Source organism: Anaerovibrio lipolyticus LB2005 (assembly GCF_000621545.1).
Lineage (GTDB): Bacteria > Bacillota > Negativicutes > Selenomonadales > Selenomonadaceae > Anaerovibrio > Anaerovibrio lipolyticus_A.
Map to the genome: position 1 here is coordinate 42,197 of NZ_JHYA01000011.1, position 15,198 is coordinate 57,394.

Below are 15,198 nucleotides of genomic sequence, written 5' to 3' on the forward strand. Positions count from 1 at the left end.
TCGTATGTATCTGAAGGAGATTGGCCGTGTGCCACTTCTTACAGGCTCTGAGGAGAAGGAACTGGCAGAGCGTATGGAGGACGGCGTATCCGCTGAAATCCGTTTGGCTGCCGATGAGGTTGTTAAGCATGATGCTGAGGCCGGCACTGACAGTGTAAGACCGCTGTCCGAGTGGACGGAGCTGCTGAAGCTGGACAACAATGATGTTACCCGTAAATATCTTCATGTGGACAATGACAGTGTAAATGCCATTGTGGAGCAGTACAAGGAGGATATTGACGGTCTGGAGGACTTTGATAGTGAGCTCTTCACCAATTATAATGAAGCATTAGGCTATGCTGAGCTTGAGGTGGAGCCACTTTCCAAGACTGATATTATCGCCATGAATACCGCCAAGGCCTTTGGTGAGGATGCCCAGAAACGTCTGGCAGAGGCTAACCTTCGCTTGGTTGTAAGTATCGCCAAGCGTTATGTAGGTCGTGGGATGCTTTTCCTTGATTTGATTCAGGAAGGTAATCTGGGCCTCATAAAGGCTGTGGAGAAGTTTGACCATACCAAGGGGTATAAGTTCAGTACCTATGCTACCTGGTGGATTAGACAGGCCATCACCAGAGCTATTGCGGATCAGGCCAGAACCATCCGTATTCCGGTTCACATGGTGGAGACAATTAATAAACTGATTCGTGTTACCAGACAGCTGGTTCAGGATTTGGGTCGTGACCCTAAGCCTAACGAGATCGCCAAAAAGATGGATATCAGCGTTGAGCGTGTTAGGGAAATCATGAAGATAGCCCAGGAGCCAGTTTCTCTGGAAACTCCTATTGGTGAGGAGGAGGACTCCCATCTTGGTGACTTCATTGAGGACCACGATGCACCGGCACCTGCAGAGCAGGCATCCTTTATGATGCTGAAGGAGCAGCTGGCAGAGGTGCTTGATACCCTTACAGAGCGTGAGCGTAGGGTTTTGGTTCTGCGCTTCGGTATTGAGGATGGACGTGCCCGCACTCTTGAGGAGGTTGGGCAGAGCTTCGGTGTAACCCGTGAGCGTATCCGTCAGATTGAGGCCAAGGCCCTGAGAAAGCTGCGTCATCCAACCCGCAGCAAGAAGCTGAAGGATTTCCTCGACTAAGTTCTGCATATATCGTTAATATTCAAAGGGGACTGCTTACGCCGTCCCCTTTACTGTTTTATATTAGGCAGTGGGGCTGTGTTTTTCGCGACGGTCCCGGTTCTAAAACTTTTTCTTGCATTTATATAGTGAAAAAAATCATAACTCGCTTCGCCCTTAAAGGACAAGATTCGCGTCGCTCAGACAAATGATTTTTTTCACTAATATTAAGGTTTAGCAATAAAAAGTTTCTTTACGTACCGTGCCGTATTGCTCAAAACATCAACCCCACTGCCCTTAATAAACAAAAGAGGTGACAAAATGTTAGATGACCGCTTGCAAGCTGTGGCAGATTTTGTTCCACCGGCCTCCAGTGTGGCCGACATCGGTACCGACCACGGCTATCTGGCCATTGAGCTTTTTAAAATAAATAGCACCCGTAGAGTAATTGCTGCAGATTTAAATGCAGGCCCATGCCAGGCTGCCCGGCGCACTATTTCTGAGGCTGGCTTCAGTGAAGTAATAGAGGTCCGCCAGAGGGACGGACTGGCTGCCCTGACTCCCGGTGAGGTGGATACTGTCTGTATCGCTGGCATGGGGGGCAAGCTGGAGGCAGATATCCTGGAGGCACAGCCTGATGTAACAGCCAAGCTGCAATGCCTGGTGCTTCAGCCACAAAATGGCTTTGAATATCTTAGGGGCTGGCTTTATGACCATAATTGGCACATAGAGGATGAGAGGCTATCCAAGGTTGATGGCAGGGTATATCAGATAATAAAGGCCATTCAGGGGCATAAAGAACCCCTTACAGAGGCGGAGCTTATTTTGGGTCCAGTCCTTATCAAAAACCGCCCTGCGCTGTTTGCTGAACACGTTCAAAACAACATTGAACAGCTGGATAAAATCCGTCAGGGCCTTCAAAAGGGCGGCAGTCACACCAGGGACAAGCTGGCAGAGATTGAAGCCAGAATAAAGCTGTTGGAGGAATATACATTATGAAGTGTCAGACTATAATGGGTATTATGGAAAAGCTGGCCCCTAAAAAGCTGGCAGAGAACTGGGATAATCCCGGCCTTCAGCTGGGAAATCCGGAGCAGGAGATAAGTAAGATTTTGGTGTGTCTTGATGTTAGTCAGCCAGTGGTGGACAAGGCTATTGAGATTGGGGCGGATATGATAATATCCCATCACCCGGTGATGCTCTTTAAGGGACTTCTTAGTATTAGAACCGATACTTATGATGGCGAAATGCTCCAAAAAATATTGTCCCATAACATTGCCGTGTATTCTGCCCACACTAATCTGGATATTGCTCAGGGCGGGTGTAATGATATTTTGGCACAATTGTGGAATCTGGAAAAGGTAGAAGGACTTGCCCTTACAGACTCGGAAACTGGGGACAGTTTAGGACGAATTGGCTATCTCTCCAAGCCCATGCCCATAGAAGCATTTTCCAAAATGCTGTGTGATACTCTTAGATGTCATCATGTGCGTCTTGTGAAGGGCGGTAAGGATATGGTGAAAAAGGTGGCCCTTTGCAGTGGTGCCGGTGCTGAATTTATAAGCAAGGCAGTGTTTAAGGGAGCCGATGTGTATGTAACTGGCGATATTAAGTACCATGAAGCCCAACAGGCTGTAAAGCAGGGCATTAATCTTATTGACGCCGGCCACTTTGCCACTGAATTTCCCATGGTAGAGGCCGTGGCGAAATATCTTCGTCAGGAGATGGCCACCATGAAACATGGGACTGATGTGGAGGTTTGTGAGGATAATATATCCGAAGATTTCTTTAAGGTAGTTGGCGGGAAAGAAGGCTGATTATGACAAGACAGGAAACCATGGAGCTATTTAAGAGCTTCCCTATTTATGGAATTACAGCAGAAAAAGCATCATTGGGGCGTAGCAACTATGAAGTGGTAAGGGCCATGCTGGAAGCTGGAATCCGCTTTGTACAGTATCGTGAAAAGGAAAAGAGTGGTCTGGCCCGTTACAGGGAATGTGTGGAGCTTCGAAGGCTCACCCGTGAATATGGGGCGGCATTTATCATTGATGATTTTGTGGATTTGGCCCTTGCTGTGGAAGCTGACGGAATTCATGTGGGGCAGGATGATTTGCCTGTGGAAGTTGTCAGACGAATCGTGGGGAAAGACGTGGTTATCGGACTTTCGACCCATAACCCGGACCAATTAGAGGCAGCAAACCGCTTAAAAGATGTGATAGATTATGTGGGAGTAGGTCCTGTCTTTGCTACTCAAACCAAGGCCACTGCTGAGCCCGTGGGCTTTTCCTACGTTGAGTATGCAGCTCAAAATTCTCTTGTGCCATTTGTAGCAATTGGTGGCATAAAAACTCAAAATATTTTTCATGTATGGGAACATGGAGCTAAAAATATGGCTGTAGTTACCGATATAACGCAGTCTGATAATATCGAACAAAAAATACATGAGTTGGTCAATAATATCAAAAGATAATCAAAACATAACCATTATATGACCAATTTTGGCCTATGTGGTTTGACACCTTTTTTTCAGAATGATATAATTATCGTGTTATGAGCGTGAAAGACAATCGCTGACGATTTACTTCGTTTGAGGAAAGTCCGGGCTCCACAGGGCAGTGTGCTGGATAACGTCCAGCGAGGGTGACCTTAGGGAAAGTGTCATAGAAAAGGAAACCGCCTGGTTCGCCAGGTAAGGGTGGAAAGGTGCGGTAAGAGCGCACCAGCAGTCAGGTGACTGGCTGGCTTGATAAACCCCACATGGAGCAAGACCGAATAGGGAAGGGTATGAGGCGGCCCGCTGACCTTCCGGGTGTGTCGCTAGAGCTGTCAGGCAACTGGCAGTCCAGATAAATGATTGTCACCGCTTCGGCGGAACAGAACTCGGCTTATTGATCACTCATAGCATTTTTACAATCTAATATAATGGGCATATATATCTATAAAAAGCCTAATCCAGCCCATGGAGCGGGGGAACCAAATTTTTGGGGTGAATGAAAATCAGCTGTTGCAGCACGGATGCTGCACAAGTGGATCTTAAAGGGTAGTCTTTCTCAACCCTAACCCGACAGCTAACCTCGTAGGCGCATAGAGAGAGGAGTGTCTTTTTGGGTAAGTTTATGCGTATTTTCGCGCTATCCATGATGTTTGTGTGCGTTTTTTCCGTGTGCAATGCGACAGCATTTCGTATGGGAGATCAGGGAAGTGAGGTGGCAGAGATCCAGGGTCAGTTAGCTAACCTTGGATATGATGTTGCCGCTGACGGTGACTTTGGACCAGCTACTGTAGAAGCAGTTAAGATGTTCCAGAGCAACCAGGGGCTTGATGCTGATGGTCTTGTTGGCCCTTCTACTTATTCTGCTTTGATGGGTAGAGAGATGCCACAGGTAAGCCGTAGCTTTAACTCCATTTCCCGCCGTATCATTGCCAATTCAATGAACTACATTGGTGTACCTTATGTATTTGGTGGTACTTCCCCAAGTGGTTTCGATTGTTCTGGTTATGTACGCTATGTATTTGCAAATGCCGGAATTTACCTTCCACGCACTGCAGATGCACAGTATGAGGTTGGTATGCCAGTATCCCGTGGTGAGTTAATCCCAGGCGATTTGGTATTCTTCTCCACTTACGATTATGGTGCATCCCATGTTGGTATCTATCTCGGCGATGGTTCCTTCATCAATGCATCTTCCAGCCGTGGTGTTGCTGTAGATTCCCTGTACAGTGGTTACTGGGGTTCATGCTACATCGGCGCACGCAGAGTAATTTAAAACTTCTATTTGGCGGAGCTTAGTGCTCCGTCTTTTTTTTGTCTTAATTCCATTTTCCTCGTTAAAAAAATAAGACGCTTAAAAGACTCAATTATCGCAATAAAAAGAACCTGCACTGGGGTACAGGTCCTTTGCATATACAAAATTATTAAATTATTGAGCCTTGCGGATAACCTCAACTTCTACGAAATCCAAGGCACCAGAGATAGGCACATACTGCTTGCGGATGGTAACCTTAACTTCAGCCACCACGTCACTGTGAGCAATCAGCTTGTCGCCAATATGTCCCCCCAGAGCCTGCAGCACATGGAACTTCTTGTTTTCTACTGCTTCCTTTACTATGGAATAAATGGCACTGGAGTTAATGGTGTCTGCCATATCATCACTATCCACAACCTTGTCGCTCTTGGTGGTTACTTCCACATCAAAGTAAAATTTCTGGCCCTGCTCACGCTCATACTCGTACTGACCGTGGAATCCATAAAACATCATATTGTTTATTCTGATTTTTGCCACATAAATCAACTCCTTTGGAATATTTTGTCGTATAGGTACTTATTCGCCAAAGGAATTTTAATTCCTGCCTAAAAAAATATAAATAAAGATATAATATTTTACAAATACTCTTTTTCAATTTGATGGGCAATGGCCTTTAATCCCCAGGGCTGTTCCTTGAGACGAGCTACAGCATGTCTGAGCTGGTGCAGGGTGGCACCGATAATTACATCCGTGTGGCTGGCACTTAAATTTACCGTACCTGCGGAAACAGCTGCCTCGGCCCCTTGACTAAGCATAGTCTGCTTTAAAATGTTGGCTGCTCTGGTATCCACATCAGTTATTCTAAAGCAGCGGAAAATCAGCTTTTCCTTCATTATTTCTATACCTCGTGCAGAAGCCTGGATGCTTTGCAGTTCCTTTTCAATATCATTGGAGGATAAAGGGGATAAAGTTATAATATGGCTTTCCATGGGAAAATCTCCTTATTTTTATTTGCGTTTATTAACCTTTTCATTGTATCATAATAAAGTATTAGATAACATAGGGAACTTAGGAGGCATATTTTATGACAAAGAAGCGGCTTAATCCAGAAAGCTTTGACTTTCCGGTAGACGAGATTAAGAGCGGACTGTATAGTGACATATATTTTCTCCGTACTCAGGAGATTCTCAATCATGCTGACTATCATCCAACTGTAACCATGCAGATTTTTCAGCGTGATTATGCCACCCTCTGCGGTATAGATGAGGCCATTGCCCTTATTAAGCGTTGTGCCTATCATCCGGAAAAAATCAAGATTCGCGCTCTCCATGATGGCGATAAAATCGAGCCATGGGAGACCGTTATGACCATTGAAGGGGATTTGGCTGATTTCAGCCACTTGGAAACCGTGTATCTTGGTATTATTGCCCGCCAGACCAAGGTGGCAACCAACTGTGCCAAGGCAGTGGAGGCAGCTAACGGCAAGCCTGTATTGTTCTTCCCATCCCGTTTTGACCATTATGCAGTTCAAAAGGGGGACGGTTATGCAGCCAAGATTGGTGGCATGACTAATGTTTCCACACCTGCTAACGCTATTAGCTGGGGAATTGAAGCAGCAGGTACCATTCCTCATGCTCTTATTGCAGCTTGCGAGGGCGATACCCTTAAGGCCACTGAGATGTTTGATAAATACATCGATCCTAAAATCGGTCGTGTGGCCCTGGTGGATTTCAACAATGACTGTGTAGGCACCAGCCTGAAGGTGGCTCGTGCCCTGGGTGACAAGCTCTATGGTGTGCGCCTTGATACCTCTGACAAGATGGTGGACAAGTCTCTTATCGGTCAGATGGGCCATTTCAAGCCAACCGGCGTAAACGAGCAGCTGGTAAGAAATGTTCGTGAAGCACTGGATGCTGAGGGCTTCAATCATGTGAAAATCATGGTTTCTGGTGGATTCAATCCTGAGCGTATTCGTCTCTTTGAGACTAATAATGTTCCTGTAGATGTATATGCTGTGGGCAGCAATATTTTTGCCACTAATGCGGACTTCACCGCTGATATCGTTTTGGTTAACGGCAAGCCATGTGCAAAGGCAGGCCGGGCATATAGTGATAACCCAAGACTTGAGGATGTGGATTAATTATGGGTGATGTAATCATCTTAATATTGGTGTTCCTGATGATTCTCTACGCATATTGGGATAAGCTGTTTACAAATTAAATAATATTTTTCGGCAGACTGCAATTATTGTAGTCTGTCTTTTTTATATAAGTGGAACTATGATTTTTTCCACTAATACTAAGGTTGAGCAACAAAAAATTTATTAACGCACCGAACCTAATTGTTCAAATCATTAGTTCCACTTTATATAACAACTAAACACTTCACAATCTATTAATTATTTTATACAATATAGATATAATTCAGAAAAAAATAAGTGGAGAGAACCATGGAAAAATATTATTTATCAGTTTTACAGAATATCCCAGGGATGACCAGCACTATATTAGCCAAACTGTTGGAGAATTTTAAATCTGGTGCAGCTATCTGGCAGGCATCAGAAAAGGAGCTGGCCCATACCAACCTCTTAACAGAAAATAAACTGGAGAGCTTCCTGCAATTTCGCCGGGACAATTTCTCCTATCCAGAGAAATTGCCGGATATATGCCATAAGCAGCACATTAAGCTGGTATCACAGGAGGATGAGGAGTACCCTATTTTATTGAAGGAAACCTTCGAACCACCCCACATTTTATTTTACAGAGGTCACTTAGATAATACTCAGCCCAGCATTGCTATGGTTGGCTCACGAAAAATAAGTCCCTATGGCAGGGCGGTGGCTGAAAGATTTTCCTCTGGCCTTGCTTCCTTGGGAATAACCATTGTCAGCGGTGCGGCCTATGGGGTGGATACTGAAAGCCATAAAGGGGCATTATCTGTTGGGGGTATAACGGAAGCCATTCTGGGTTGTGGAGTGGATGTGGCCTATCCACGTTCCAATATAAAATTATTGGAAGAAATAACTGAGAGGGGGGCGGTTATTTCTGAATACTTACCAGGTACCCAGCCCACCAAGTATACCTTTCCAGCCCGTAACCGAATTATTGCCGGCATGTGTAGTGGCACCCTGGTTGTGGAGGCGGCCCAAAGAAGTGGTGCTCTTATAACTGCGGACTATGCCCTTAAGGAAAATCGTGATGTATTTGCCATTCCTGGTGGTATCTTTACCCAGGAAAGTATTGGCTGTAATAAGCTGATTCAGCAAGGGGCCAAGCTGGTACTTGACATTGGCGATATAATATCAGAGTACGGTGATTTTATAAAAAACAAGACTTTATCAGCAAAAAATGATAATATGGAAAAGAAATTTGCATTATCAGAGGAAGAAAGGCGTATTTACAGCCTTCTTACTCCTGACAGACCATTATCAGTTGATGAGATCATATACAATTTGCATGGCGGCGACCCTGCCAGCGTAGCCTTTTTGCTGCTCCAGTTGGAAATACGGGGGATAATAAAGAGTAATGAGGCTCATTTGTATGTAAGGAAATAAAGGGGGACATTTTGTGACTGCAACGCAAAATGAAGACGTAAAGAAAAAGAAAACAGCAGCCAAAAAAACTGCTGCCAAAAAGACCACCAAGAAAACTGCCAAAAAGACCACTGCCAAGTCCAAGAAAACCAAGGACACCAAGAACACTCTGGTATTGGTGGAGTCTCCTACCAAGGCCAAGACCATTGAGCGTTACCTTGGCAAAGGCTATGTGGTTAAGGCCTCTATGGGGCATCTCCGGGACCTGCCAAAGAGTCAGTTTGCCATAGATGTGGACAATAATTTTGAGCCAAAGTATATTAACATCCGTGGCAAAGGTGATCTGATAAAGGAATTGAAAAAAGAAGCCAAGAAGGCTGATAAAATATATCTGGCAAGCGACCCGGACCGTGAGGGCGAGGCCATTGCCTGGCATTTGGCACATATCTTTGACATCGACAGTAATTCTGACTGTCGTATTGTATTTAATGAAATAACCAAGCCAGCTATTCAGGCGGCTGTCAAGGACCCCCATTCCATCAATTTGGATATGGTGGATGCCCAGCAGGCCCGCCGCATGCTGGATCGTATAGTGGGTTACAAGCTGAGCCCACTTCTTTGGCGTAAGGTCAGAAAGGGCCTTAGTGCCGGTCGTGTACAGTCAGTTACTGTAAAGCTTATTTGCGACCGTGAAAAGGAAATAAAGGACTTCGTGTCTGTAGAGTATTGGACAATTGGCACCAAGCTGAAAAAGGGGACTTCTCCTCAGTTTGAGGCGGAGCTTTCCCAGATTAACGGTAAAAAGCTGGAAATCAGCAAAGGGGACCAGGCCAGGGCTATTCAGGAGAAAATGGAAGCCTGCAAATGGAAGGTAAGCGACATCAAGGAACGTCAGACCTCCCGCAAGGCGGCACCACCTTTTACGACATCCAGTCTACAGCAGGATGCTGCCAGAAAGCTGGGCTTTACATCCAAGCGTACCATGATGGTGGCACAGCAGCTTTACGAAGGTATTGATTTAGGACGCAAGGGCCCTGTGGGTCTTATCACATATATGCGTACTGATTCCGTGCGTATTTCAGAGCAGGCACAGCAGGAGGCCAAGGAATATATACTTGAAAACTTCGGCGAAAAGTATTATCCCGCCAAAGCCAATGTTTACTCCGTTGGGAAGAAGGCCCAGGATGCCCATGAGGCTATTCGCCCTACCAGTGCCATGATGGTACCACAGCAGATTGAAAAATATCTCAGCAAGGACCAGTTTAAGCTGTATCAGCTCATTTGGCAGCGCTTTGTGGCCAGCCAGATGGTACCGGCTGTATTTGACAGACTTACTGTTACCATTAAAAATGACGGTAAGGCCAAGGATGTTAAGGAAGAATTTACTCTGAAGTCCACTGGCTCCAAGATGAAATTTGCCGGCTTTACAGCCGTTTATACCATGGCAGATACCAATGACAAGGATGTAATTCTGCCAGATATGACTATAGGTGATGAGATTAACCTCTTTAAGGTTAATCCGGTTCAGCACTTTACTGAGCCACCACCTCGCTATAACGATGCCTCTCTGGTTAAGACCTTGGAGGAAATGGGAATTGGCCGACCAAGCACTTATGCTCCAATTATCGAAACCATATTGGCCCGTGGTTATGTACAGCGTATCAGCAAATCCTTCCAGCCAACTGAGCTGGGAGATATTGTGGTGGATATGCTGAAGGAATATTTTAAGGATATTGTAGATGCCAAGTTCACCGCTGATTTGGAGGGCAAGCTGGACAGCGTTGCCGTAGGCAAGGTGGACAAGACAGATCTCCTTCGCGAATTTTATGGGCCATTTGCAGAGACCCTGGAGAAGGCTGACGAGGCCATTGGCCATGTAGAGCTTCCAGTGGAGGTTTCTGATGTGCCATGTGATATTTGTGGCCGCATGATGGTGGTTAAACAGGGGCGTTTTGGCAAGTTCCTTGCTTGTCCTGGATTCCCTGAATGCCGTAATACCAAGGCAATTTTGAAGGACACCGGCGTAAAGTGCCCTAAATGTGACGGCCATATCGTGGAGCGTAAATCCCGCCGTGGTAAGGGCTTCTATGGCTGCAACAAATATCCGGAGTGTGATTTTGTAAGCTGGGATGCACCGATTCCAGAGCCATGTCCTGAGTGCGGTTCACTGCAGCTGAAGCATTATTACAGAAATGGTCGTGGACTGGTATATTGCTATAATGCAGACTGCAAGACCAGAATTGACCATCCGATAAACAAGGAGCTTTTAAAGCAGGCCAAGAAAGCCCAAAAGGCAGAGGAGGCCCAAAAGTCAAAAGAGGAACAGAATGGATAAAATAATCGTAGTTGGCGCCGGAATGGCAGGCAGTGAAGCTGCCTGGCAGGCTGCCAGCAGAGGGATAAAGGTTGATTTATATGAGATGCGCCCGGTAAAGAATACACCAGCTCATAAGACTGATCTGTTTGCGGAGCTTGTTTGTAGCAACTCCCTTCGTGGCGCTGGCCTGGAAAATGCTGTAGGTGTTCTTAAAGAGGAAATGCGTCGTTTAGGCTCCGTTATCATGGAGGCTGCGGACGCCACCAAGGTTCCGGCAGGTGGGGCTTTGGCTGTGGACCGTTTGGGCTTCAGCCGTTACATTACCGAAAAGGTAACCAATCATCCATTAATCAACGTCATTCATAGGGAGCTGGAAGAAATTCCCTATGAAGATAATGCAGTTACCATCGTTGCAAGTGGCCCTCTTACAGAAGGCAAGCTGGCAGAAAAAATTGGGGAGCTTATGGGACAGGAGTATCTTTATTTCTATGATGCTGCTGCACCAATAGTTACCCTGGAGTCAATTGATATGACCAAGGCCTGGAAGGCTTCCCGCTATGGCAAGGGTGAGGCGGCTTATATTAATTGCCCCATGAATAAGGAGGAATACCATAAGTTCTGGACAGAGCTGGTTAATTCCGAGAAGGCACCTACCCATAATTTTGAAAAGGAAAAATTTTTTGAGGGCTGTATGCCAGTGGAGGAAATGGCCTCCCGTGGTGAAGACACCCTGCTTTTTGGGCCACTAAAGCCAGTGGGATTGGAAAATCCTGCGGATGGCAAGCTGCCTTATGCAGTGGTACAGCTTCGTCAGGACAATGCAGATGGTACCCTTTATAATATTGTAGGCTTTCAGACACATCTGAAATGGCCAGAGCAGCGTCGCGTATTTGGAATGATTCCAGGGCTTGAAAATGCAGAATTCGTCCGTTATGGGGTAATGCACAGAAATACCTTTATTAATTCCCCGGAAACCATGCGACCTACCATGCAGTTCAAGGGCAACGATAATCTTTTCTTTGCAGGCCAGATGACAGGCGTTGAGGGCTATGTGGAATCCGCTTCCTCCGGCTTGGTGGCTGGCATTAATGCAGCCCGCATTTGTAAAGGCTTGGAGCCGGTAGTATTCCCACAGGAAACCGCCCATGGTTCTCTGTGTCACTATATTACTACTGCCCCTGCAAAGCACTTCCAGCCAATGAACGTAAACTTTGGCATCATGTCCCCTATAAAGGAAAAAATCCGCGACAAAAAGCTCAAAAAGCAGCGCATCGCTGAGCGGGCATTAGAGACATTAGAAAAGTTTAAGGAGCAGTTATAAATGGATACACAATTTCATGCAACCACAATAGTTGCAGTTAAGCATAATGGCAAAACCGCCATCGCTGGTGATGGCCAGGTTACCTTTGGTCAGAATACCATAATGAAGGCAAGTGCCAGAAAGGTGCGTCGCCTGTACCATGGCAAGGTGCTGGCTGGATTTGCCGGTTCTGTGGCCGATGCCTTCACTCTTTTTGAAAAATTTGAGGCAACCCTGGAGGCCTATAACGGCAATCTGCCAAGAGCTTCTGTGGAGCTGGCCAAGCAGTGGCGTACAGACAAGGTGCTTCGCAAGCTGGAGGCCCTCCTGTTGGTGGCAGACAAGGAAAATCTTTTAATGATTTCCGGTAATGGCGAGGTTATTGAACCGGATGGTGAAGTAGGAGCCATTGGCTCTGGCGGCTTTTACGCTCTTTCAGCAGCCCGTGCCCTTGTAAAGCATACTGAGCTTTCTGCTGCGGAAATTGCCAAGGAAGCCCTTACCATTGCCGCAGATATTTGTGTATACACCAACCACAATATTAAGGTTGAAGAATTGGACTAATAGTACGAATACGGAGGAATTTATAAATGAATGAACAGACTCCAAAGCAAATTGTTGAGGAATTAGATAAATATATAGTAGGACAGAAGGCAGCCAAGCGTTCCGTGGCTATTGCCCTTAGAAATCGTTGGCGCAGCCGTCAGCTTGACAGCGAAAGTATGAAGGATGATATTATTCCAAAGAATATCCTTATGATTGGTTCCACAGGTGTGGGCAAAACCGAAATTGCCCGACGCTTGGCCAAAATGGTAAAGGCTCCATTCATTAAGGTGGAGGCTACTAAGTTTACTGAGGTTGGTTATGTAGGCCGGGATGTGGAATCCATTATCCGCGATTTGGCTGAGACCTCCGTGCGTATGGTACGTTCTTCCCGTCTGGAGGAGGTACAGGAGAAGGCTGCGGAAATGGCAGAGGAGCGAATCCTTGATGTTATGGTTCCACAGCCAAAGAAATCCGTGGTGAATCCATTTGGTCAGCTCTTTGGCAGCTCCAATGATGAGGAAGCCGAGGGGAATTCTGATGAGGAACCAAAGCAGTACCAGGCAGGACGTGAATGGTGCCGTAAAAAGCTCCTGGCCGGTGAGTACGAAGACAAGATGATTGAAATTGATATTGAAGATAACAATAAGCCAATGGTGGGTATGTTTGCTGGTTCTTCTTTAGAGGGAATGGGTGACAATATTCAGGATATTATTGGCAGCATGATGCCAAAGAAGCACAAAAAGCGTAAGGTTACTGTGGAGGCAGCCCGTAAGCTGTTCCAGCAGGAAGAAGCCATGAAGCTGGTTGATATGGAAGAGGTTACTGAGGAAGCCGTAAAGGTGGCAGAAACCAGCGGTATCGTATTTCTTGATGAGATTGACAAGGTGGCCTCCAGCGGTGGTCATGGCAGTAATCATGACGTGGCCCGTGACGGCGTACAGCGTGATATCCTGCCAATCGTTGAAGGCTCCACTGTAATGACCAAGTATGGTCCTGTAAAGACTGACCATATACTCTTTATTGCCGCCGGTGCCTTCCACACCTCAAAGCCATCTGATTTAATTCCGGAGCTTCAGGGCCGCTTCCCAATTCGCGTGGAGCTTACTTCCCTGGACAAGGAAGATTTCAAGAGAATTCTCACTGAACCACAGAATGCCCTTATTAAGCAGTATAAGGCTCTTATGGGTACTGAAGGCATAGATTTGGAATTCACCGATGAGGCCATTGATTGTCTGGCAAAGCTGGCCTGTGATGTAAACAACCAGAATGAAAATATAGGTGCCCGTCGCCTTCACACTATTTTGGAGAAGCTGCTGGAAAATCTTTCCTTCGATGCACCTGATCTGGAGGAAAAGCATGTGGTTGTTGATGAGGCCTATGTCAAGGAAGCACTTTCTGAGATTGTTGTTAATCAGGATGTGAGCCAGTTTATTCTCTAATAATGGGAAAAGCTGGAATACGCAAGTGTATCAAAAAAGAAGAATATTTAAAATATAAATAATTAAAACAAAAATAATCACAATTTTATGTGATTATTTTTGTTTTTTGTGGTAGAATAAATTGCACTAAAAAGGAAAAAAGATAAATTATAACTAGGAGGGAAAAGAGTATGGCTACTCTTTTGGAGAGAACAAGAAAAATTAACAGAGTATTGCAGCGGTTTCACAATGTAGAATACAAGGAAATTGCCACGGTGCTCAGCAATGTTATTGATGCAAATGTATATATTGTAGATACAGATGGCAGTATTTATGGCTATGCGTTCCAGGATGATTTTGAATGTGATTTGATGGTTGACAATGTAGTGGCTGTGGGAAAATTCCCCCGCCATTATGTAAACTGGCTCAACAAGATTGATGAGACCTCTGCCAACCTTCGTTCCAAGTCCGGTCTCTGTGCTTTTGTGGATGATAGTGAGACCAAGTGCAAGTTCCATGGAAAGAATACCACCATTGTTCCTATTTATGGCGTAGGTGAGCGTATTGGTACCCTGGTGGTGGCACGATACAATGAGGATTTTACCAATGACGACCTTCTTTTGGCAGAGTACAGTGCGGCCGTAGTTGGTATGGAAATGCTCCATGACCGTTCCAGAAAAAATCAGGAAGAGACCCAGAAGAAGGAAAATGTCCGCATGGCTCTGGGAACTCTGTCCATATCCGAAGCACTTGCCACTATTGAAATCTTCCGTGAACTGGGAGGCAAGGATGGCGCCGTTAACGCCTCCAAGATTGCCGCTAACCTGGATATTACCCGTTCCGTTATCGTTAATGCCCTTCGCAAGCTGGAGTCTGCTGGTGTTGTTGAACCAAAGTCCCAGGGGATGAAGGGAACTCATATTAAGGTGTTGAATGAGTATCTTTGGAAGGGTATCGAAGAATTGGCAAAAGAAGCTGAATGATAACAAAGGATTGTTCTCATTAGTGATGATTTTAAAAGCAAGGAGCTTGTTATCTTTAGGTTACAAACTCCTTGCTTTTTTTAACAAAAAAATATAATAAAAATTAACCTAAAGCGATAATAAAGTATAGTGGACAATAGTCACATTTCCTTGCTATTTATGGAAAAAGTGTGAAAAAATCTTCTTGATTCTCAATAAATATGTTAGAATATACAAGGATTTTTTTATTATTTGTAGAATTGTAGTAG

14 protein-coding genes, 1 other RNA gene and 1 riboswitch are annotated in these 15,198 nt (G+C 45.4%); of the genes, 13 read left to right on the forward strand and 2 right to left on the reverse strand.

From position 1 onward, the window contains the following. Positions 1–4 precede the first annotated feature (4 nt). From rpoD to T355_RS0109160, 6 genes are all read left to right on the forward strand, one after another. A complete protein-coding gene (gene rpoD / locus T355_RS15620) occupies positions 5–1,129 on the forward strand; it encodes an RNA polymerase sigma factor RpoD (protein ID WP_419670102.1) in 1,125 nt (374 codons plus the stop codon). Positions 1,130–1,429: 300 nt separating this feature from the next. Continuing rightward, positions 1,430–2,107 carry a tRNA (adenine(22)-N(1))-methyltransferase gene (locus tag T355_RS0109145; RefSeq protein WP_037330077.1) on the forward strand — a complete coding sequence of 226 codons (678 nt, stop codon included), beginning with the start codon at positions 1,430–1,432 and terminating at the stop codon, positions 2,105–2,107. Further along, positions 2,104–2,925 (forward strand): Nif3-like dinuclear metal center hexameric protein, encoded by an 822-nt coding sequence (locus T355_RS0109150; protein ID WP_331279588.1) that lies wholly within the window; start codon positions 2,104–2,106, stop codon positions 2,923–2,925. Before T355_RS0109145 ends, T355_RS0109150 begins: the two co-directional genes overlap by 4 nt. 2 nt (positions 2,926–2,927) lie before the next feature. Beyond that, on the forward strand, positions 2,928–3,578 hold the full coding sequence (gene thiE, locus T355_RS0109155; RefSeq protein WP_027397489.1) for a thiamine phosphate synthase: 651 nt from the start codon (positions 2,928–2,930) through the stop codon (positions 3,576–3,578). An 81-nt stretch (positions 3,579–3,659) separates the two neighbouring features. Then, positions 3,660–4,011: RNase P RNA component class A (gene rnpB, locus T355_RS14830), an RNA gene on the forward strand. Between the two features lie 31 nt (positions 4,012–4,042). After that, positions 4,043–4,207: riboswitch (cyclic di-AMP (ydaO/yuaA leader) on the forward strand. A gap of 17 nt (positions 4,208–4,224) precedes the next feature. Further along, complete coding sequence (locus T355_RS0109160; protein WP_197019578.1) at positions 4,225–4,875, forward strand: NlpC/P60 family protein; 651 nt, start codon at positions 4,225–4,227, stop codon at positions 4,873–4,875. 153 nt (positions 4,876–5,028) lie between these two features. Here the strand turns inward: T355_RS0109160 and folB are convergent, their stop codons facing one another. Further along, positions 5,029–5,391, reverse strand: coding sequence for a dihydroneopterin aldolase (gene folB / locus T355_RS0109165; RefSeq protein WP_027397491.1), 363 nt, complete (start codon positions 5,389–5,391; stop codon positions 5,029–5,031). 98 nt (positions 5,392–5,489) lie between these two features. Continuing rightward, positions 5,490–5,843 (reverse strand): hypothetical protein, encoded by a 354-nt coding sequence (locus tag T355_RS0109170; protein ID WP_027397492.1) that lies wholly within the window; start codon positions 5,841–5,843, stop codon positions 5,490–5,492. Positions 5,844–5,938: 95 nt separating this feature from the next. Between T355_RS0109170 and T355_RS0109175 the strand changes: the two genes are divergently transcribed. The 7 genes from T355_RS0109175 to codY all read left to right on the forward strand — a co-directional run bounded on the left by T355_RS0109175 (position 5,939) and on the right by codY (position 14,950). Next, positions 5,939–6,994, forward strand: coding sequence for a nicotinate phosphoribosyltransferase (locus tag T355_RS0109175; RefSeq protein WP_027397493.1), 1,056 nt, complete (start codon positions 5,939–5,941; stop codon positions 6,992–6,994). A 309-nt stretch (positions 6,995–7,303) separates the two neighbouring features. After that, the gene (dprA, locus tag T355_RS0109180) at positions 7,304–8,407 is read left to right on the forward strand and encodes a DNA-processing protein DprA (RefSeq protein WP_027397494.1); all 1,104 of its coding nucleotides are present in this window, start codon (positions 7,304–7,306) and stop codon (positions 8,405–8,407) included. 13 nt (positions 8,408–8,420) lie between these two features. Further along, positions 8,421–10,721, forward strand: coding sequence for a type I DNA topoisomerase (gene topA / locus T355_RS14135; RefSeq protein ID WP_081777657.1), 2,301 nt, complete (start codon positions 8,421–8,423; stop codon positions 10,719–10,721). Then, the gene (trmFO, locus tag T355_RS0109190; protein ID WP_027397495.1) at positions 10,714–12,024 is read left to right on the forward strand and encodes a methylenetetrahydrofolate--tRNA-(uracil(54)-C(5))-methyltransferase (FADH(2)-oxidizing) TrmFO; all 1,311 of its coding nucleotides are present in this window, start codon (positions 10,714–10,716) and stop codon (positions 12,022–12,024) included. The genes topA and trmFO overlap by 8 nt, the downstream gene beginning before the upstream one ends. Then, positions 12,025–12,567, forward strand: a complete 543-nt coding sequence (hslV, locus tag T355_RS0109195; RefSeq protein WP_027397496.1) for an ATP-dependent protease subunit HslV — start codon at positions 12,025–12,027, stop codon at positions 12,565–12,567. Positions 12,568–12,593: 26 nt separating this feature from the next. Next, the gene (hslU, locus tag T355_RS0109200) at positions 12,594–13,988 is read left to right on the forward strand and encodes an ATP-dependent protease ATPase subunit HslU (protein WP_027397497.1); all 1,395 of its coding nucleotides are present in this window, start codon (positions 12,594–12,596) and stop codon (positions 13,986–13,988) included. 170 nt (positions 13,989–14,158) lie between these two features. Next, the gene (gene codY, locus T355_RS0109205) at positions 14,159–14,950 is read left to right on the forward strand and encodes a GTP-sensing pleiotropic transcriptional regulator CodY (protein ID WP_027397498.1); all 792 of its coding nucleotides are present in this window, start codon (positions 14,159–14,161) and stop codon (positions 14,948–14,950) included. The last annotated feature ends 248 nt before the right edge of the window (positions 14,951–15,198 follow it).

Bases quoted from the DNA above. Each gene is read 5' to 3' on its own strand.
- rpoD (WP_419670102.1), top strand. From the start codon at position 5: ATGTATCTGAAGGAGATTGGCCGTGTGCCACTTCTTACAGGCTCTGAG.
- T355_RS0109145 (WP_037330077.1), top strand. From the start codon at position 1,430: ATGTTAGATGACCGCTTGCAAGCTGTGGCAGATTTTGTTCCACCGGCC.
- T355_RS0109150 (WP_331279588.1), top strand. From the start codon at position 2,104: ATGAAGTGTCAGACTATAATGGGTATTATGGAAAAGCTGGCCCCTAAA.
- thiE (WP_027397489.1), top strand. From the start codon at position 2,928: ATGACAAGACAGGAAACCATGGAGCTATTTAAGAGCTTCCCTATTTAT.
- T355_RS0109160 (WP_197019578.1), top strand. From the start codon at position 4,225: ATGCGTATTTTCGCGCTATCCATGATGTTTGTGTGCGTTTTTTCCGTG.
- T355_RS0109170 (WP_027397492.1), bottom strand. From the start codon at position 5,843: ATGGAAAGCCATATTATAACTTTATCCCCTTTATCCTCCAATGATATT.
- T355_RS0109175 (WP_027397493.1), top strand. From the start codon at position 5,939: ATGACAAAGAAGCGGCTTAATCCAGAAAGCTTTGACTTTCCGGTAGAC.
- dprA (WP_027397494.1), top strand. From the start codon at position 7,304: ATGGAAAAATATTATTTATCAGTTTTACAGAATATCCCAGGGATGACC.
- trmFO (WP_027397495.1), top strand. From the start codon at position 10,714: ATGGATAAAATAATCGTAGTTGGCGCCGGAATGGCAGGCAGTGAAGCT.
- hslV (WP_027397496.1), top strand. From the start codon at position 12,025: ATGGATACACAATTTCATGCAACCACAATAGTTGCAGTTAAGCATAAT.
- hslU (WP_027397497.1), top strand. From the start codon at position 12,594: ATGAATGAACAGACTCCAAAGCAAATTGTTGAGGAATTAGATAAATAT.
- codY (WP_027397498.1), top strand. From the start codon at position 14,159: ATGGCTACTCTTTTGGAGAGAACAAGAAAAATTAACAGAGTATTGCAG.